The organism is Microcoleus sp. MON2_D5 (assembly GCF_036701905.1).
Lineage (GTDB): Bacteria > Cyanobacteriota > Cyanobacteriia > Cyanobacteriales > Microcoleaceae > Microcoleus.
This window is the reverse complement of record NZ_JAUBRM010000045.1, coordinates 24877-44292: the sequence shown is the minus strand read 5'-3', so window position 1 is coordinate 44292 and position 19416 is coordinate 24877. Positions and strand designations below refer to the sequence as shown.

The 19416-nt window shown below is 44.8% G+C and carries 17 protein-coding genes; 9 read left to right on the top strand and 8 right to left on the bottom strand.

Going from position 1 to position 19416, the window contains the following annotated elements; genetic code table 11:
• Nucleotides 1–17 precede the first annotated feature (17 nt).
• The 3 genes from QUA47_RS17895 to QUA47_RS17885 all read right to left on the bottom strand — a co-directional run bounded on the left by QUA47_RS17895 (nucleotide 18) and on the right by QUA47_RS17885 (nucleotide 3201).
• Nucleotides 18–1673 carry a radical SAM protein gene (locus QUA47_RS17895; RefSeq protein ID WP_333431718.1) on the bottom strand — a complete coding sequence of 552 codons (1656 nt, stop codon included), beginning with the start codon at nucleotides 1671–1673 and terminating at the stop codon, nucleotides 18–20.
• Between the two features lie 211 nt (nucleotides 1674–1884).
• Nucleotides 1885–2400, bottom strand: a complete 516-nt coding sequence (gene lspA, locus QUA47_RS17890) for a signal peptidase II (protein ID WP_190657583.1) — start codon at nucleotides 2398–2400, stop codon at nucleotides 1885–1887.
• Nucleotides 2401–2622: 222 nt separating this feature from the next.
• On the bottom strand, nucleotides 2623–3201 hold the full coding sequence (locus QUA47_RS17885; RefSeq protein ID WP_006635529.1) for a biotin transporter BioY: 579 nt from the start codon (nucleotides 3199–3201) through the stop codon (nucleotides 2623–2625).
• Nucleotides 3202–3660: 459 nt separating this feature from the next.
• Between QUA47_RS17885 and pstS the strand changes: the two genes are divergently transcribed.
• From pstS to pstB, 4 genes are all read left to right on the top strand, one after another.
• A complete protein-coding gene (gene pstS, locus QUA47_RS17880; protein WP_333431705.1) occupies nucleotides 3661–4857 on the top strand; it encodes a phosphate ABC transporter substrate-binding protein PstS in 1197 nt (398 codons plus the stop codon).
• 464 nt (nucleotides 4858–5321) lie between these two features.
• A complete protein-coding gene (pstC, locus tag QUA47_RS17875; RefSeq protein WP_333403874.1) occupies nucleotides 5322–6278 on the top strand; it encodes a phosphate ABC transporter permease subunit PstC in 957 nt (318 codons plus the stop codon).
• A gap of 34 nt (nucleotides 6279–6312) precedes the next feature.
• Entirely contained in the window at nucleotides 6313–7209 is an 897-nt protein-coding gene (gene pstA / locus QUA47_RS17870) for a phosphate ABC transporter permease PstA (protein WP_333282166.1), read from the top strand.
• Between the two features lie 141 nt (nucleotides 7210–7350).
• The gene (gene pstB, locus QUA47_RS17865; protein ID WP_190657593.1) at nucleotides 7351–8151 is read left to right on the top strand and encodes a phosphate ABC transporter ATP-binding protein PstB; all 801 of its coding nucleotides are present in this window, start codon (nucleotides 7351–7353) and stop codon (nucleotides 8149–8151) included.
• A gap of 231 nt (nucleotides 8152–8382) precedes the next feature.
• Here the strand turns inward: pstB and QUA47_RS31035 are convergent, their stop codons facing one another.
• Nucleotides 8383–8646 (bottom strand): NblA/ycf18 family protein, encoded by a 264-nt coding sequence (locus QUA47_RS31035; RefSeq protein WP_006635534.1) that lies wholly within the window; start codon nucleotides 8644–8646, stop codon nucleotides 8383–8385.
• Between the two features lie 135 nt (nucleotides 8647–8781).
• On the opposite strand from QUA47_RS31035, the gene QUA47_RS17855 reads away from it, so the two are divergent.
• On the top strand, nucleotides 8782–9378 hold the full coding sequence (locus tag QUA47_RS17855) for a phycobiliprotein lyase (RefSeq protein WP_333431704.1): 597 nt from the start codon (nucleotides 8782–8784) through the stop codon (nucleotides 9376–9378).
• Nucleotides 9379–9526: 148 nt separating this feature from the next.
• Here the strand turns inward: QUA47_RS17855 and QUA47_RS17850 are convergent, their stop codons facing one another.
• Complete coding sequence (locus QUA47_RS17850) at nucleotides 9527–9676, bottom strand: hypothetical protein (RefSeq protein ID WP_333431703.1); 150 nt, start codon at nucleotides 9674–9676, stop codon at nucleotides 9527–9529.
• 126 nt (nucleotides 9677–9802) lie between these two features.
• On the opposite strand from QUA47_RS17850, the gene QUA47_RS17845 reads away from it, so the two are divergent.
• The 4 genes from QUA47_RS17845 (at nucleotide 9803) to QUA47_RS17830 (ending at nucleotide 15144) form a co-directional block, all read left to right on the top strand.
• A complete protein-coding gene (locus QUA47_RS17845; RefSeq protein WP_333431702.1) occupies nucleotides 9803–10561 on the top strand; it encodes a phycobilisome rod-core linker polypeptide in 759 nt (252 codons plus the stop codon).
• A 237-nt stretch (nucleotides 10562–10798) separates the two neighbouring features.
• Nucleotides 10799–11464, top strand: coding sequence for an NERD domain-containing protein (locus QUA47_RS17840; protein ID WP_333431701.1), 666 nt, complete (start codon nucleotides 10799–10801; stop codon nucleotides 11462–11464).
• Nucleotides 11465–11627: 163 nt separating this feature from the next.
• Nucleotides 11628–13493: an AAA domain-containing protein gene (locus tag QUA47_RS17835; protein ID WP_333431700.1), complete on the top strand. Its 1866-nt coding sequence runs from the start codon at nucleotides 11628–11630 to the stop codon at nucleotides 13491–13493.
• Nucleotides 13494–13641: 148 nt separating this feature from the next.
• The gene (locus tag QUA47_RS17830) at nucleotides 13642–15144 is read left to right on the top strand and encodes an AAA domain-containing protein (RefSeq protein WP_333431699.1); all 1503 of its coding nucleotides are present in this window, start codon (nucleotides 13642–13644) and stop codon (nucleotides 15142–15144) included.
• A gap of 24 nt (nucleotides 15145–15168) precedes the next feature.
• Here QUA47_RS17830 and QUA47_RS17825 read toward each other — a convergent pair whose 3' ends face one another.
• The 3 genes from QUA47_RS17825 to QUA47_RS17815 form a co-directional block, all read right to left on the bottom strand.
• Nucleotides 15169–16950, bottom strand: coding sequence for a formylglycine-generating enzyme family protein (locus QUA47_RS17825; protein WP_333431698.1), 1782 nt, complete (start codon nucleotides 16948–16950; stop codon nucleotides 15169–15171).
• Entirely contained in the window at nucleotides 16920–18098 is a 1179-nt protein-coding gene (locus QUA47_RS17820; RefSeq protein ID WP_333431697.1) for a hypothetical protein, read from the bottom strand. Before QUA47_RS17820 ends, QUA47_RS17825 begins: the two co-directional genes overlap by 31 nt.
• Before the next feature lie 179 nt (nucleotides 18099–18277).
• Entirely contained in the window at nucleotides 18278–19243 is a 966-nt protein-coding gene (locus tag QUA47_RS17815) for an RluA family pseudouridine synthase (RefSeq protein WP_333431696.1), read from the bottom strand.
• Nucleotides 19244–19416 lie beyond the last annotated feature (173 nt).

The following is a 19416-nucleotide window of genomic DNA, read 5'->3' as shown; positions in this document are numbered from 1 at the left end:
TATTATAATCTAATTTACTAAACGCGACTTAGTGAATTCTCACATTCTTGATTTGGCTGTCGTGTTGTATGACTCATCGCCTCAGCCAAATGTTTTTTCAAAGTCGCCTCCGGTAGCGGCCCTTTTAAATGACTCCAAGGCAAAACCCGATCCAATTCCCACTCTTGAAAAACATAAAAATCCATCTCGGGCAACTGTCCCCGCAACTCCTTAAATGCCCGCCGATAACTGCCCAAAGTATCGCCGTAATGCCGCACTAATTCCAACAGCCGAGACAACCGCCGATCGCCCTTTGACAACAAACCCTGAATCACTGACCAGTTATAGCTTTCAGGTCTAAATTCTAAACCTAACTTACGCAATTCTTTATCTAAAAACTTCAGCCTCTTCTCCGCATCTTTCTTCACTCCAAACCACTGAAAAGGAGTGTGAGATTTCGGGACAAAAGTGCTGCATCCCAGAGTCAACCGCAAACCGGGAGCGGCTTTTCTAATCGCCCGCATCATCGCCACCGTCTCCTCTAAATCCTCCATTTCTTCGCCGGGAATTCCCGCCATCCCGTAAAGTTTAATTCCCTTTAAGCCGCCCGCCTTAGCATTGATAGCAGCTTGAATAATTTCATCATTTGTGAGTTTTTTGTTAACGATTTTGCGGAGGCGATCGCTCCCGCTTTCCACCGCAATTGTCACAGATTTGCTGTCTCTGTTTGTCAAGATTTCTGCCAATTTAACTGTCACCGTATTCGTCCGTACCGAAGAAAGACTCAGCCGCACGCCGTCGTATTTCGGATGATTCAAATGATCCAGCAACGCTTCAAATTCCGGGTGCTGGGTGACAGAAGCACCCAACAAACCTAAACGATTAGTCACAGCTAAACCGCGATCGATCGCCGGAATTAGCGAAGCCTCCAAACTCGCAGTTCTAAACGGCAAAGTCAGATAACTTGCCAAACAAAAACGGCACATTTCTGGACAACTCCGAACCACTTCCACCATGTAAATATTTTCCCAAGCCGCTTTTTCGGTCACCACAGTGGAAGCAGATAAAGTATTGCCGCGATAAGTCTGTTTTTCAACCATACTGGGAATTCCCGAATCGACAGGCTGAATCGATTTAATACCCTCAGCCACATCCAGATAAGTTACGTCGTACAAACTGGGAACGTAAACTCCCGGAACTTGGGCTAAATGCCGCAATTTAGTTAATCGGTCTGCTTTACGGACTTCTTTACAAGCATCAATAAAATTGTCAATGAGATGTTCGCCATCTCCCAGCAAAATCACATCAAAAAAATCGGCAAAAGGTTCGGGATTAGCAGTAAAAACCGGGCCACCGCCGAAGACTATCGGATGATTATCAGTTCGTTTTGACGCCCAAATCGGAATTTCTAGAGATTCCAATAAATTGAGAATATTTACATAGTCTAGTTCCCAAGAAAGCGAAAATCCCAGTAATTCTGGATTTCGGGGAAGTTGTTCCCGGATATCAGTAAATAAACGGCCCACTTCAATATCCGATCGCACAGCCAAAGTTGCCCACACTATCTGATAGCCGAGACTGGTAATACCCACCGTGTACTCGTTGGGAAAAGCAAAAATAGTGGGGATAGCATCAGCATCGGGGGTTGCTGGGGCAAATAGTAAGCGTTCTTGAGCAAAAGGATTAGGAGTCACGGGCAAATTTAGTTTTAACAATAGGTCTGTTCTTATCTCATTTTAAGCCATTACCAAAGTCATTGTAGGGTGCCTCAGGGTTGAATGTGGCGACCACAAACTAAGAATCTCCCCCCTGACGCACCCTACCGTTAGTTAGTTGTTACATCCGTGAAATCCCAATAATGCCAATCCGTTGGCGAACTTCCTTCTTGCTTGTTCAAAGTTACTCTCAAATAGAATTGCGATCGTCCTGAGTTCTCGGAGTAGTCGGAGTAGGCGGTGTACTGTGAAAAGTTGCAATCAGCAAACAGATAATCCCAGCATTAATAAACACATCGGCTAGATTAAATACGGGGAAGCGAATCAGCCGAAAATCGATAAAATCTACAACGTGGCCCGAAACAAATCGATCGATGCCGTTCCCCAGTGCTCCTCCCAAAATCAAACCGTAGCCAGCTTGTTCCCAGCGGTTAATTCGCGGCCCGAACCAAGCCAGCACCATCAATCCCACACTAACGCCCAAAGACAGCCAGCGCAACCAAATCGCCCCGCCATTGCTGAACATACTAAAAGCGGCACCTGTATTAACAACATAAGTGAAGTGAAACACCCCAGGTAACAGCGGCTGCGTCTGCGGAGGAAGTGTCAAGTCAAAATTTTGTACCACCCAAAACTTAGTCAGGTGGTCTAAAACTAAACTGATAACCGCAGCAATCCAGAACAAGGGATTTCTTTTAAAACGCATGAATTAAGCAATAGAAAATGGGGCATCGGGCATGAGAGAATTTACTCGAATCTCACGTGTCATTGCGAGCAGAATGCAGTGCAGCAAAGCAATCCGAGCCGCAGCGAGATGACTCTCCCGTTTCGCAATGTATAGTATAACCTTATTTTGCACAATTACCCGTTACCTCTTCCTTCTTCCTTCTTCCTTCTTCCTTCTTCCTTCTTCCTTCTTCCTTCGCAATTAATAAAACATCAAGCGGCGCAAAGTAAATGACAGCACTGCGATCGCACAAACTACCGCCAATTGTCCCGGCAGGGGATAAACCGAATATTTAAGAATCTCATCGAATAAAGGTGTTTTTTTTGCCGGAGGCAGCCAGTAAGTAAAAATTAGATAAATTAAGCCGATCGCGTGAACAGTGAACAAACCGCACAAACAGCTAAAAGCCATAGATTCCAGCCGCGAAGCCACCTTAAAAGCCACCCAGCCGCACACCCAAGCACCAGGCACAAAACCCAGCAAATACCCAAAACTCGCTTCTTTGAGATAGCCGATGCCGCCGCCTTGAGAAAAAACTGGCCACAAAGTTAATCCTAATGCCAAATAGGCAATTTGCGAGAGAGCCGCAGCATTTTTCCCCCCCATACAGCCTACTAGCAAGACGGCTCCAATTTGATAGGTAACACCTAAAGAGTAGGCCTGAAGTCCTCGATCGTCCCACAACCCAATCGGAATTGTGACAGATGCAGGCAAAAAAGTGCCTCCTATCGTCAGGAGCAAACCAATAACAGCCCAGATTAGTTCAATAGGAGCAGGCATTATAGCAGAAGAAAGAAGGAAGACAGAAGTTGCAATCGACCGTTTATGTTTGTGCAATTAAGAACGTCCTAACCGTCAGGGCGGTTGCTATATCATCAAACAGCATTCGTCAGAATGTATTTGTCAGATGCAAGCTTCAATGCCTGCAGCTTTTAAATTCTTAATACTAGCACTACTGTCAAAACAACCACCATTGTATGGTTTTCTGGTTCTCAAGCCTGGATCTTGTGATAATTTAATGAGGACTTTTCCGCGATCGGGCGATCGAATGCTGGTTTCCGTACCACTTTATCTTGCCTTTATCATATAAAATCACACTTGTCAAGCTCATAAATAACATTAATAATATTAATTAATATTAAATGGTGATTAAGTGTAAAGATTCTTAACCTAACCTTTACTTTTGCGCGCTATGCTGATGCGGGACACCCATATAACGATCGCAGATTTTTTATACCTATGCTTTTTCGTCTCAACTTGATTAATCCAAAGCGTCTGACTACAGCAATTACCGTAATGGCGATCGCCCTCAGTGTAGCAGCTTGCCGCAGTGAGAGCCCAAACGCGAGCAGCAGCCCCAGCCCCGGCGACACCGCAGCATCACCCGGCGCTTCCCCCGTTGCAGCCACCGGCACAGCGGAAAACACCAAACTCGCCCTAGCCTCAGACGTAGCCATCACCGCAGCCGGCGCCTCATTCCCCGCCCCTCTGTACCAGCGTTGGTTTCAAGACTTCAACAAAATCAACCCCAAAGTACAAATTAACTATCAATCAGTAGGCAGCGGCGCCGGAGTCGAACAATTTACCAAAGGCACAGTAGACTTTGGGGCCAGCGACACCGCCATGAAAGACGACGAAATCGCCAAAGTTCCAGCAGACAAAGGCGTGATCTTGCTGCCCATGACAGCCGGCAGTATCGTCATGGGCTACAATTTACCAGACTTAACCGAACCATTGAAACTGCCACGGGATGTTTACGCAGATATCTTCGCCGGTAAAATTACCAACTGGAACGATCCCAGAATAGCAGCCGCCAACCCGGGCGCTAAATTGCCAGCAGACCAAGCCATCACAGTTGTCCACCGTTCCGACGGCAGCGGTACCACCGCCGTCTTCACCAAACACCTGAGTACTATCAGCCCCGACTGGAAAAGTTCAGTAGGCGACGGCAAAACCGTACAGTGGCCCACAACTGGTACTTTTCTCGGTGCAAAAGGCAACGAAGGCGTCACAGCCCAAGTCCTGCAAACCGTCGGCAGCATCGGCTACGTAGAATACGGCTACGCCAAAAACAACAATCTCAAATTTGCATCTTTGGAAAACAAAGCAGGCAGCTTTGTCGCACCTACCGACGAATCAGCTTCTCAAGCTTTAGCAACTGTGCCCATGCCGGAAAACCTGCGAGCATTTATCGAAGACCCCGAAGGCGCTCAATCCTATCCAATTGTCACCTACACTTGGATGCTCGTACCCAAAACAGTTGCTGACCCCAACAAAGCTAAAGCAATCGAGGCGATGGTTGAATACGGCTTAACTGAAGGTCAAAAAGTTAGTTCCGAATTGGGCTACGTTCCTCTGCCCCAAAACGTTAAAGAAAAAGTAGCCGCGGCCGCTGACGGCATCAGCGCAGATTACAAGATTGAGGTGGCCCAATAGTAAGTGTTGACTGTTGACTGTTGACTGTTGACTGTTGACTGTTGTCCGTTGTCAGAGGGAAAAAAGCCCTTCGGCATTGCGTGTGCGGGTAAAAACCAGGAAGAACGAAGAGAGATATTTCTGTGGGGCGGGCTTTACCAGAAATATTTGTTAAAAAGTCAGGGGATTAATAAATCCGCCCCTCTTCTATGTAACAATCGGTGCATCTGTGTAGGGGCGGGTTTCACCAACCATAATTGCCTAAAATCAATAATCTGATAAACCCGCCCCCGCTTGGCCGCCAAATCGCCATCTACCTCTTTCAAAATACAAGGGGCGGGTTTTACCAGAAATATTTGTTGAAAAGTTAGGGGATGAATCAACCCGCCCCTATGTGATTTGATTTATGGTCTTTGTTTCTCCTTCCTTCTAGCTTTTTCTGAAACAGGCTATTTTCCGCTACTATATATTTGGTTTTTTTTTCTATGATTTCAGATAATCAGAGCACTCAATCAGAGAGCAGATCGCGCTCTGGGGCAGAAAAATCCTTAGACCAAGGCTTTATCTGGCTGACTCGGATTTTGGGAATAGGAGTTGGGGTAATTTTGCTGGTAATCGCGCTCACCGTTGCTTATAGGGCTTTACCTGCGATTCAACAGTACGGTTTGGGCTTTCTATTTGGCAGTAGCTGGAATCCGGTTAAAGAAGAGTACGGCGCGCTGCCGATGATTTACGGGACGATCGTCAGTTCGGCGATCGCGCTCCTAATTGCTGTACCATTAGGAGTAGGGACTGCAATCTTCTTGAGTGAAGATTTTTTGCCGCTGCCAGTGCGTACAGCTTTGGTTTTTTTAGTAGAACTTTTAGCTGCCATTCCCAGCGTAGTCTACGGTTTGTGGGGAATTGCTGTATTGATTCCCATTATTAGCAGCATCGGAAAGTTTCTCAACAGTAACTTCGGATGGCTGCCGATTTTTAGCACTCCGCCTGTGGGCCCGGGAATGTTACCAGCCGGAGTAATTTTGGGAATCATGACTCTGCCCATTATTACTGCTATCTCCCGCGACTCTTTGGCAAGTCTCCCGCCCGAATTGCGGCAAGCATCTCTAGGTTTAGGAGCTACTCGCTGGACAACAATTTTTAGAGTGCTCGTACCAGCGGCTTTTTCCGGCATTGTCGGCGGAATTATGCTCGGGCTTGGTCGCGCCATGGGAGAAACAATGGCTGCAACTCTGTTAATTGGCAATTCCAATCAGTTAAGTCTTTCAGTGCTAGCTCCGGCAAATACTATTGCTTCTTTGATGGCAAATCAGTTTGCGGAAGCCTCCGGGTTGCAAGTAGCAGCTCTGATGTACACGGGGCTAATTCTGTTTATTCTGACACTGATTGTTAATATTTTGGCAGAGTGGATTGTTTCTCAAGTCAGAGCGAAGTATAACTAAAAGTTTGCCGCAAATTCCCATACATTGTTGATTTATGTCAAATCTCTCATCGGAAGAGCGCAATCCTTTTGCCTCGAATCCCGGCAGCTTGAAGAAGGTTAAAGGCAGTCCGCAATCGCTGTTCAATATCGCGATGACGGTACTAGCAGGAGCCTGTTTAGCAATTAGTCTTTTGCCTTTGTTTGCAGTGCTTTCCTACGTCACCGTACAAGGTTTCAATCGCCTGAATTTAGACTTGTTTACCAAGCTCCCACCCCCGCCCGGACTATCGGGAGGCGGTATTGCTAATGCAATTCTCGGTACATTGATGACGGTAGGAATTGCTTCTTTAATTGCTGTTCCTTTTGGTGTATTGGCAGCCGTTTATTTGTCGGAATTTAGCAAAGGCTCAATCGCTCGCTGGGTGCGCTTTGCTACTAATGTGCTCAGCGGCGTTCCTTCGATTATTGCCGGGGTATTTGCCTACGGTTTGTTCGTGGTAAATATGGGAGGTTTTTCGGCAATTGCAGGGGGCGCGGCGCTGGCCGTGCTGATGTTGCCCACGATTGTGCGGACTACTGACGAAGCTCTACAAATCGTCCCGCAAGATATTAGATGGGCGTCGGTTGGTGTGGGTGCTTCTAATTATCAGACGGTTTTGCAGGTGGTTTTGCCTGCGGCAATTCCGGCTATTTTAACGGGTGTGACGCTGGCAATTGCTCGCGCTGCTGGAGAAACTGCTCCTTTGATTTTCACGGCGCTGAATTCGCCTTTTTGGCCGGGAGGATTTGATAAGCCAACTCCGAGTCTTTCGGTTTTGGTGTACAACTTTGCAACGGTTCCTTTTAAGGCACAGAAAGAATTGGCTTGGGCGGCATCTTTGATTTTGGTGATGATGGTTTTGCTGACGAGTATTCTTTCTCGCTGGGCTACTCACAAAAAAGTGTATTGAGTGTATTGAAGGAAGAAGAGCCTTCGACTTGGCGAACGGGTAAAAAGAAGGAAGAAGGAAGAAGGAAGATTTTCCCCATCTCCAACTTTCGCACTCTCATCTTCTCCTTATTTTGTAAAATTCGATTGGATAGTTAGCTGTATGATGATGGATTTAGACAAGCAAGCGGAAACAGTTTTACGGACAGAAAATATCAATATTTTTTACGGCGGTTTTCACGCGGTTAAAAATGTTTCAATGGAGATTCCTAAAAATCGCATTACTGCCTTGATTGGGCCGTCGGGCTGCGGTAAAAGTACAATTCTGCGATGTTTTAACCGCCTCAACGATTTAGTTAGCGGTTTTCGTTTAGAGGGTAGAATTGATTACCAGGGTCAAAATCTTTACGATCCTGATATTGATGCTGTGGAGGTGCGCCGCAAGATTGGGATGGTGTTTCAAAAGCCGAATCCTTTCCCGAAGTCGATTTATGACAACATTGCTTACGGTGCGAGGGTCAACAATTATAAGGGGGATATGGATGAGCTGGTGGAAAAATCGCTCAGCCAAGCTTATTTGTGGGATGAGGTGAAGGATAAGTTGAAGCAAAGCGGTTTTTCTCTTTCGGGTGGCCAGCAGCAGCGTTTGTGTATTGCTAGGGCGATCGCGATTAATCCTGATGTAGTGTTAATGGATGAACCTTGCGCTTCTCTTGACCCGATTTCTACGATTAAGATTGAGGAGTTGATGCGGGAACTCAAGGAGAAGTATACGATTGTGATCGTTACTCACAATATGCAGCAGGCTTCTCGGGTTTCTGACCTGACTGCTTTTTTCAATGCTAAACTTTCTGACGATGGGAAGCGGTTTGGCTATCTTGTGGAGTGTGATAAGACTGAGGTAATCTTCCAAAGTCCGAAAGAAGAGTCTACTTTGGATTATGTGAGTGGCCGTTTTGGTTGATTCCGCGACAGGTTTTAAGCTATCGCTACACAAACAAAGTCCCTTTCTAAGAGATTAAAAATATTTAATTTGCTGAGTCTGGTAGCGACAAAAAAAACCCCCTAAAGCTTTTGTGAATTTAGAATCCCGCTTTCTTGGAGAAAGCGGGATTTTGGATTTTATGATTAAAAGCTCGATCGCACTTTTTGCAGATACAAGCCACTGATTTTTGTGAAGAAATGCTCGAAGAGTTCACATTTTCTTCATCCAATACTTGAACAGGTTTTCTTTGACCATGTTTTGCCGCATAACTTCGAGCAAGTATTCCTGAGCTTGGTCTTGGCTTAACCTTTTGACTTCTTCGCGCAGCACTTGAAGTTTGAACTGCTGTTCCATGCTGAGGCTGGTTGTAGGCATATCCATAAATCGCTCCTCCAGTTTGCTGAGATTGATGCGAAATTGATCGGAATGACGTTTCGCAGGATTTGTTGTGTCTCCTACATTGTAAACTATCATAACATTCCCTTGACAATATGTCCAAAGTAGACATTTTGAGACTAATTTGTGTAGCAAAAGTACATCTAAGTGAGGGGAGCTTTATCATAAAAAGGCGTAAAGACAGGGAAGCCTAAGCCAAAGGAGCTAGTTCGTATGGATGCCATGGAGTTTTTTCAAAGCAGTGCTGGGGAGTGGCGTTCTCAGCGCAGCACTCACCATCTCGCTTTTCGTCAAGCGGAGATTGGGGATTCAAATATTCAGGTAACAGCCCTGGCTGCAGATGACGCGCGAGTGGCGGAGATTTGCAAGATGCACGAAGTCGATCCGAGCCGGGCTGCTGGGGGGGCTTTTGTAACCTGGCACGGCTCGATGGCGTGGGATAAGGATGATGAGAATCATAAAGGGTCTACGGTGTTCGCGATCGTCCCCGATCCTGAAAATCCCCGGCAGGGCTTGATGTTGCGGGAACGAGGCTATGCGGAAATTGTGCCGGTGGCTGGCCGTTTTGAGATGGATGACGAGGATGGGCTGCTGCTGATTACGGAATACGAGACGATGAGTTCGATCGAGCGTTTTTGGTTTGCTAATCCGAACGTGCGGATGCGGACGAGTACCGTAAAACGCTTTGGCGGTTTCAGCACATCGACTTTTTGTACCGAAATTCGGGTGCAACCAGACTCGGATGCAACATCAGAACCCGCAGCAGCTCAAGTACCCGCCAGCGAGTTTTATTCGGCTCTGGGCTGGTAATTTGTAAGCTCGTTCCCCAGCTCTTAAGCTCGTTCCCCCAGCTTTGCCTGGGAATGCTTGGCGGGAGCCGTTTGCCTCCTGTTTGACGAGCCAGAGCCTCGCCGAGCGACGTTCCTGCCCGCTTCCGGGGAACGAGCCTTCTTTCTGCCTAACTTCCCTCTCCCCTCTTCCTTCTCCCCTCTTCCTTCTCCCTTCTTCCCTCTTCCTTCTTCCTTCTTCCCTCTTCCTTCTTCCTTCTTCCCTCTTCCTTCTGCCTTCTTCCTTCGCCAAAGTCAACAAATGTTACAGATTGTTGCAAAAATTCAGGAAAATCAGATTTAGATTGCGGGAATCCCCTAATCTGTATGTTGGTTAGTTGTATCCGTTATGCTGGCAGCTCACGGTGTCAACTATTTCTGAAATTTGAGATAACGGAGATTTTAACGTGGCGCTACCTTTATTAAGCTACGCCCCCAAGAGCCAAAACCAGCGCGTTGCTGGTTTTGAAGTGGGGAGCGACGAGCAGCCGAGAATTTTCACAACTGAAAATGTGCTCTCGCCTGGAGACATGGACAATTTGATTTGGGCTGGATATCGCCAGATTTACAGCGAACACCAAATCCTCAAGAGCAACCGCCAAAAGTCTTTGGAGTCGCAACTCAAGTTCGGCCAAATTACTGTGCGGGACTTTATTCGCGGTTTGGCGACTTCTGCTCCTTTCCTAGAGCGGAATTACCAAACTAACAGCAACTATCGGTTTGTGGAAATGTGCGTGCAGCGCATTTTGGGCCGGGATGTGTACAGCGAGCGCGAAAAGATTGCTTGGTCGATCGTGGTAGCCAATAAGGGGCCTCAAGGCTTTATTGACGAGTTGGTCAATAGCGAAGAGTACCTGGAAAAGTTCGGCTATGACACAATACCTTACCAGCAGCGCCGAATTTTGCCTCAGCGAGTTGGAGGGGACACTCCTTTCAATTTGAAGACGCCCCGCTACAGCGAATACCACCGTTCGCAGCTTGGCTTCCCGCAAATCATCTGGCAGACAAGTGTCCGCCGTTTTGTTCCTCAAGAACAGCAGGCGAAGGCTGGCGATCCGTCGAACTATTTGGGTATGGCGCGCAATATGCCCATTCCTACTACTCCGCCGCCGCGCGTGCCTCTGGCTAATATCAATATCGACTCGATGGTTCCCCGTCGCCGGTAATTGATACTGCCCTGATGCAATTATTTGTGTCGGGCGATCAACTGAATCGATCGGCTTTTACGCTGAGAGAGTTTTGAGTCTTGAGTTTTGAGGTTTGAGTTTTTTGCTAAACTTGGAATCCAAAACTCGGGACTCATAATTTTTTGTCATTAGGAAGAAGGAAGAAGGAAGAAGGAAGAAGGAAGAAAAATAATTCGACCTTTTCCCATTGTTAACTCTAAGTACATAGGTGCATTTATGCAGCCGCAATATAACGAAGGTGCTGGAAAACCATTGCGTCGCCATGCTCAACAGCTTCGTAGCAAAGCCTTATACAGGTACGGTGCCGCAACAGGGTTGATGTTGTTGCCACTGCTGGTATACGCGGTAGCACCTTTTGCTCCTTTATTTTTGGTCGCGGCTCTTTTGATTGGGGCATTAATCGCCCTTCCGTTCATTGAGGACGGGAAAACGTTTTGGAAGTCGTCTCAGAGATTTGACCAAGGCGCGTGTGGTGAAGAAAAGATTCAGCAAGTTTTGGAGTCCCTAATCCAATCTGGATGGATAGCTGAGTACAATTTAAGATTGCCGCAAGTAGGCGATATCGATGTGTGGCTGCGATCGCCTAAAGGAGTCAATTTTATCCTTGATGTGAAGTCTCACTCAACGGTAGTTCTGTTGGATGGGGATGTGCTCAAGCGTCAATCTTACGGGAAATTGAGAGATTTTGAGAAAGATTTTCTGGCACAGATTGCCAAAGAAGTTACGGCTATCAAAAAAGCTAAGAAGTTAACCAAGGTCACTCCAGTAGTTGTATTTAGTGATGCCAAAGTGAGTTTTAGCAACAAAAAGAAGATTAGGGGTGCTTACGTCATGGAACTGGGCAATCTGGTGTCAGGGTTGCAAGAACTCGATCGCACCTAGAGGAGTAGATAAAAGTGGGGGAAATGAGAACAACGCCTACATCGATATGTTGGACATCAACAAATTTGCACAGAGCCGTACCATCCCAGACTTGCACTAGCATCAAAGTGACACTTGTGCTATAAAAAACAGTTAAGGTAAAAACAATATCCTGGAGGGAATCTTGAACAAAGCACTCAAGGTAGATAAAATTCTCAACGCCTGGTTAGAGTATATCGCTTTGGATGATTATAGTAAAGCAGCCGTTTCACCAGATGCAGCTAAGTTGCGCGGTATAGAACTACAAGGTAATCGTGTATTCATCGAGCAAACTACCTTTTTAGAAATCCAAAAAAACGTTAACACAGGACAATCAGGTCAACAGGAGACTGCGTGGGCATTGTCATTTCCCCTAATTCGTACTCAAGACGAAGACAAACAAAAATATTATCTTCGTCCTCTATTTAGCTTGGATGTGACATCCATCCTTAAAGGAAGATACCAAGCAGAAGGGTGGAACATCGACGACCTCAAATTGGCAGAGGCAGGAGAAAATTTAGCTCAGTTTTTTAATCTTGATGACGAAGAACGGGAGCAATTAAAAATTCAAGACGGACTTAGGCACTTGCTCAATAGTAAGTTCGGTTTAGACTTTGAAGAAACTTATGAAACCTGGATAAAAGTAGTCGCTCTACCTCGCTCATACCAGATTAAAGATATTAAACGACAACCATACTTGTTCGAGTTTCAGGGAAATGGATTTTCTAAGAATCTCAAAAAAGATCTGGAAAAAATCAAGACTAGCTCAAGATATTGGTTGAAACAACGTCATCCAGCCTATGAATACTTATTTGGTGAACCGACACAGCCAGAAGAGGAAGATACCTATTTCGGTGCTTTTCCAACCGATCCACCGACCACCTCACAATTAGAAGTATTGAAGCAGGCAAAATCCCAACCTATGACTGCTGTTCAAGGGCCACCCGGTTCTGGGAAAACAACTCTGATTGTGCATTTAATTGCCCAGCAAGTTGTGAAACGCGCACTCCGGTTGATTGAAACAGGTGAGGACATTAATAACTTAACAATTGTCAGTAGTACCAACAATAAAGCAGTAGATAATGTTATCGAAAAGCTGAAGCAGGAGGGAGGAGAGCGTCTCTTTTATTTAGAGGGCGGAAATAAAAGAGAAAAAATTGAAAAGTTTGCTAAAAATCAGCTCAAAGATTCACTGGATTATTTAGAAAAAGGTGTTTTTGAGGAAGCTCGTTTAGCCTCTCTAGCTCAGGAGATTACAATAATTAAGGATGAGCTATCAGAACAGCAAAATAACTATCTACAACTGCGCCACCAACGTGACGACGATAATCAACGAAAACCTTATCTTCTAGAAAAGTTACAGGCACTTAAAATTAAACTGGAAACCGAAAATACCGCTCTAACTCAGCTTGAAAGGCGAGCAGAAGAACTGGCAGACTATGCACAGATTCCTATAGATTGTTATGAAAGAATTCGGGTCAGATTTGATACGGCTCTGTCGCGATTATCCGAAGGCATATTACCTTGGTGGAAAAGATTGTGGCTTTGGTTTACTCGTAGCACAGAAAAAAATGTATTGGGCAAGCTGAAGCAAGCTTGTGAATCAGATATACTGCAAACGTTAAACCACCCAAATACCTCTTTTCGCTTGGAAGCTCCTGGAAGTCGCAGTGTCCTAGTTGAAAATTTGCATTTTGTTCGGCGAGCGCTAGACTTAGCTAGAGAGTTACAAACGGTTCAATCTAACCAAATAGAAACTTCTGAAAATATAGTCATTTTAGAGAAAGAGTCCGAGCAATATCTTAGAGAATTAACTGCTTTAAACAACAGATTAGATGTTGTAATAGACGATTTTTACACCTTCCATAAGCGTTACCATGAAGAACACAAAAGTTTATTTGAACTATCGTGGCAATTTCTTAATCAAGAAGCACTGCGACGTAAGGAGAATGTAAAACAGGCGTTGACCCTCTATTCCAATTTTGGCGTTGCTGATTCACGGTATGAATAAACTTTTCGCTTGATGTTACCAAACTCACTCTACTTGGCTTATAACCATTCCGAAAACTTGAATTCATACTTGTATTCAGCAACGCCCCAATTTTCTGTCATACCATCCTCAAGCTTGGCAAAATTTGTCTGGCAATCTGGATGAGAATATGAAAGCGTTGAGTTTGATATTTCCTGTCATCACCTGCACGTTGCTTTCAGTAAGTAATATGCTGCCGCATATCGAGGAATGTGTTGACTGTGCAATAATAGACGAAGCTGGAATGATACCGCAGCATCAGACATTTCCTTTACTGGTGCGATCTCGCAAGGCTATTATTGTAGGCGATCCGCTTCAAATTGAGCCTATAATCACTCTGAGTAACCAGAGACGCGAGGACTACTGTCAGACAGCATTTCTTAACAAAGGGTTAACTGAAAATGATTATCTTCGTTACAGTCCCGAAAAGATAGATAAGGCGACTACCTATCATCGCGCCGCCGGAGCAACTGGAGAAGATGGCAATACAGGTAATGGGATTCGTTTGATGGAGCATTACCGCTGCCAACCTAGTATTATTGAATATTGCAATAATATTGCTCGATATGGATTAGAGGTAAAGACACAACCAAGAGTCTCACCATTGAAAACAAACTTAATTGCTCACCATGTTGAGGGAAATATTGAGGGGAATGTAAATCAGCAAGAAGTTACTGCGATACGTGAGTTAATTCCGCGCCTTTTGAATCAAGGTTATTCCCTTGCAGACATTAGTATAATTTCACCCTTTAAAGTTCATGCTGATGCTTTGAGGAATGATTTACGTAGTAGAAGAAATTTTCCGGGATTTCAGAAAGATGATATTGGGACTATTCATCGTTTTCAAGGTTCGCAGAAGCGAGTAATAATTCTATCCACAAAAGTATGCCGCTCGCAGGATAACTTTAGTTTTATTAACAGAAAACTCAACCTTCTTAATGTAGCTGTATCTAGAGCCGAAGAACTTTTTATTTTGGTCGGCAACCTTTATCGACTGGAGAAAGCAGGGGGCTATACCGATCTGCTTGTCAAACATATTCAAAAAAATGGATTGGTTTTCGATTATAAATCTAAATCTGACTTAGAAAATCCTTATAAAGACTCTGCTATTGATATTCCTATAGTTTCTAATTGCCAGCATTTGGAGTATTTTAATAGAGCTATTCAGGAAGTAGAACAAGAACTGATAGTAGTAACTCCTTGGATTCGAGGAGACGAACCCAAACAATTTGCTGATAATATTGTTTCAGCCTTGGAAAGAGGTGTTCAGGTGAAAGTAGTTTACGGATATGTCAATCCGGCTCGTGAAAGTTATGCAAACAATGATGATAATGATGCTGAATCTGAGAAACTTCTGAGGGATTTATTTACTTCATATCCCAAGTCGTGCCTCAGTCGTTCGCGCAGCGAAGGAACAAATCAAAGAATTTTGTTATGGGATAATAAATTGGCAGTAGTAGGCAGTTGGGACTGGCTTTCTCACCGATATCGAGATAAGTGTGATAAGTGTGATAAATCACTAATGAATCCAGACGCTCAAATACGTGAGGAGACGAGTGTTTTGGTTTCTGATCCCTTAAGCCTTGCATTATTGAAGGAAAATATAGCTGGACTCATGCAAGAAGAGTCGTAACCATTTAACAATGGACTTTAGACTTTATACAAAAGAGCAGACAACTCGAAAGCCAATATTTTTATTACTGCTACTGGGATTACCAAGAAAACGAGATGCAGAACGGCATATGTTGGGAGGCGAATTCCACGAACCACCGCGCAATATTCGACCTTCTTCATTTCCATTAATCAGCCACATACTGCCATCAGATGGTGCTTCCTGATAGTTGTTGTGGTAATAGTCAGCACACCAATCCCAGACATTACCGTGCATATCGTGTAGTCCGAAGGTATTAGCTGAAAAAATATCAACTTCGCTTGTTTCTTGACGATAAATTCCCTTGGGTCCATTCCGATAAGTTCTTTTATAAAAACAAGCTTTTGTATTTTTATCCTGTCCGCAATAGTTGGCTAGTTCTGTTGTAATGGTTGCACCAAAATGAAATGGGGTTGTGGTTTGGGCGCGACAGGCGTATTCCCATTCGGCTTCGGTTGGTAAACGATAAAATCGTCTTGTTTTCTGCGACAGTCGATCGCAAAACTCCTCAGCATCATACCAAGAAACTCGCTCAATGGGTCGATTATCCCCTTTAAAGCAGGATGGATCGGGGTCGAGGTCATGCTTGATTTTTGGTCGGGATGCGATCGCTCTCCACTGTGCCTGAGTGATGGGATACTTACCCATAAAGAAGGGTTTTACATTAACTAGATGTCGGGGACGTTCATCCTCGCGGGATTCAAGTTCTTCTTGGGTCGCTCCCATTGTAAATTTACCACCTGGGATGGAAACCATTTCCAGCTTAACAGCATCGTCCAAAATTTCTACAAAGTATTGTGCCTGTTTGTGGCAAGGTTTAGTTTCTCGCCCTTGAGCATCCACAGTTACCACTTCAAACTCAAAAGTTGTGGTGTCTGGAATTAATGATATTGGTGGGTTTGCTGAGAAATTTGTTGCCAAATCATCGTTTGCTTGGGGGAGTTTCTCTGGTTCCCTAAAATGGGTTGGAAGATAATCATCTCTATCACCCTCCCAATTATAAGTGTAAATAGTTGGCTGTTGTTGTTTACCTAAGCTGGTAACTTGTTGCTTTACTTTCTTAGCAATTATCTCCATATTTGGAGGCCAATATTCCAAAGATTCCTTTTTCAAGGCATCTATCACAGACTGAGAAAAATACCCTGTTTTTTCTTGAGGGTTGACTTTGGCTTTTTCCCCCTCCCTAGTGGCAAAGAAAACAAATTTTCGACTGTCCTCCCTCGAAGGACTGCTAGAAAAGCCTTTACCATTCAACTTTTTGGGAAGTTCTTTTAACTCTGGGAAGTTCGCACAGGTATCAACAATGCAAATATGATTCCGTATTTTAAAGCGATCGGACTGTAATAAAAGAAACAAAGAATCTAAATTTAGGTTGCGCCAGTTCTGCGAAGTCATATCTGCACATAGCAGTCTGCGTTCTCTTTCTACAGTCAGCAAGCCATGTCCTGCCCAAAAAATAAAAAGTAAATCCCCTGTCTTTTGAGACAAATCATTCTCAATTATTTCAGATAAATTATGTTCTGTTGCTTCCTGTACTTTTAAGTCGGATTGCTGAACTAAGTGATTATTTTCTTCTAGCGGTGACAAGCATAACCGGATATTGTCTTTCAGCACTTTTCTACTACACAGCCATTCTGCAAACTTGAGAGCATCATTAGCAGGCCCGCCGCCGTTCCCTACGTTCCAACGAGTATCACTGTATTTCTCGATACCCACAACCAAGCCGTAAGTCCGCTCTGGTTTAGCAATTATCTGGATCATGGCAGTCTGGGAATAATCGCTTTCCATGTTGCAGGATTTTCCCAGTAAGCGCTGTGCGATCGCGGAAACGTTTGTTTGCTATCTACCAACACATCCTGCACTTTATTCGGGAACACATTAGCACCAACGTAACTGAGAAAATCCCGTAAATCGTATATATTCAGCCAAGCTGGGAAATGCTCTGGTAGCGGTTCACCAAATTCTAAACTGTGTAGCGCATTAATCTCATATAAAAATGGTGCTTGGGAACCAACTGTCAATAATAGCGCCACTTTCTCCAAGTGTTCTTTGACGAGCAAATCAACGCAAGCAATTCCTCCCAAGCTATGAGCTAGTAAGACTACTGGTGGTTCAGCTTGCTCAATAATTTCTCGGATAAATTGGCGAATTTTTTCTCCTCGACTCTGATAAAGCAAGATATCGCAAGGAAAGGGTGAAATTGCGTCTGTAATGCTGCCGCGCTTGCGCTTTATAGCCAACGTTGTTGGATGCGCTAGCAAAGAAAGAGCGTTCCACACCCAACCTCCCAATCCCAACTCCGCTTCTCCCAAAGCACAACTGAGCGTTTCTACCACTTTATCCCGCAAGTCAGCATTGGTGAGAATTGACGGATATTTCTGCTGTTGTTCACAGTAAAACATTGCCTGAGCGACAATCGCTCTTGCTATAGCATCACAATACTCACTTAAGGAGTCTGATGCTTTTTGCAAAGCTTCATGATAGGCTTCACTGCGAATAACTGTTTGTAGTGCTTCATCAAACACCAAAGCAATTCCCGCCTCAACCAAAAGCGCTTGCAGTTCGGGTGAAGGCTCAAATCTTTGCAACCTAGAGTCTAATTCATCACTGGGTTGTTCTGCAAAAGGATTAGCAAAACCTTCTTCACTCGGTTTCAGTGACAATAACTGTAATTCATAGAGGGGCTCACAGTATAGCTGTTCCCACAGCAAAATCTCCTTATCTTCCTCCTCTTCCGACAGCGCTAGTGTCGCATCATACAAAGGTATAGATGCCCCTTGAGCATTTAACTTGGTTCCCAACTTTTCGCCCCACAAACAAGGGACGACTTTGATATCGGGACGTTGGATAGCAAGCTTTTTTTGAATTAGCGCAAAATTCTCCTCGTATTGAGTTGGTCGTACCCCTGTGCCATGTACAAATACAAGAGTTGTCATTGTTTTACAGATACTCAAAGGGATTCTATACCACTTTAGGGTTGCTTATCAAAAAAGTAAAGATTCTGCTCCCGTTATAGCAGCAGATAGAGGCAGATGAGGACAAAAATCGGATCAAGGCTCTACAAGCGTCTGATGGCGACTTGCCCTACAAGCTTTGGTGACTGCTATACCAATTATCAAATATTTGCTCGCAATCGCAATATTTTCAACAAAGTGTTGAATTGATCTGGCAAAGGTGCCATCGCCTCTATTAATTCTCCTGTTACGGGATGCTGCAATGTCAGCCGCCATGCGTGGAGGGCTTGTCCGGTTAAATTGACGCCGATAGAACGGTTGGAACTGTACATCGGGTCGCCCACAATCGGATGTTTTATTTCGGCTGTATGCACGCGAATTTGATGAGTGCGGCCGGTTTCTAATTGATAGTGCATTAAGCAATAGTTGCCGATTCTTTCTTTGATTGTCCAGTGAGTAACTGCGGGGCGACCGCCTTTTTCTACTGGTACTACTGCCATTTTTTTGCGGTCTGTGGGATGCCGTCCGATGGGTAGGTCTATTGTGCCTGTTTCGGTGTTGGGAGCGCCGTAAACTATGCCTAAATATTCGCGGCGGGCGGTTTTGGTTTTGAGTTGGGCTTGCAGGTGTTGGTGGGCTATGTCGGTTTTGGCGATCGCGATCGCACCTGTTGTATCTTTGTCTAATCTGTGGACGATTCCCGGCCGCTGAACTCCGCCTATTTCTGCTAGGGGACAGTGGGCTAACAGGGCGTTGACTAATGTACCGTCTTGGTGTCCGGCGGCTGGGTGGACGACTAATCCGGCTGGTTTGTTGATGATAATTAGGCTGTCGTCTTCGTAGAGAATGTCGAGGGGAATTGCTTCGGGCTGCAAGTTTGTGGCTTGGATTTCAGGTAGGATAATTTGGATGCGATCGCCCGTTTTTACTGATATTTTTTTCGAGGTGCAGGTTTCGTCGTTGACTTTGACGTTGCCTTGTGATATGAGAGTTTGGATTCGCGATCGGGATAAGTCCGGTATCTGGTTTGACAGCCAAATATCTAATCGCTGATTGACATTACTGCGATCGAATTCCTCTGTATTTTCTACTGTGTAAATCTGTGCCGCAGTGTCTGTTTCTATCATTTACTTTTTACTATTTTTTGCCAAGTGTGTAAAGCAAATATCTTAATCATAACATCTGTGAGTTCGTTCGCGATCGCACCGGTACGTCGAAACCCCGGTTTTTTCACAGTATTACTTCCTTTGGGCCCGCAGACTGGGTAAAAAACCCGGTTTCTTTGGTCGGAGTGGTTAAG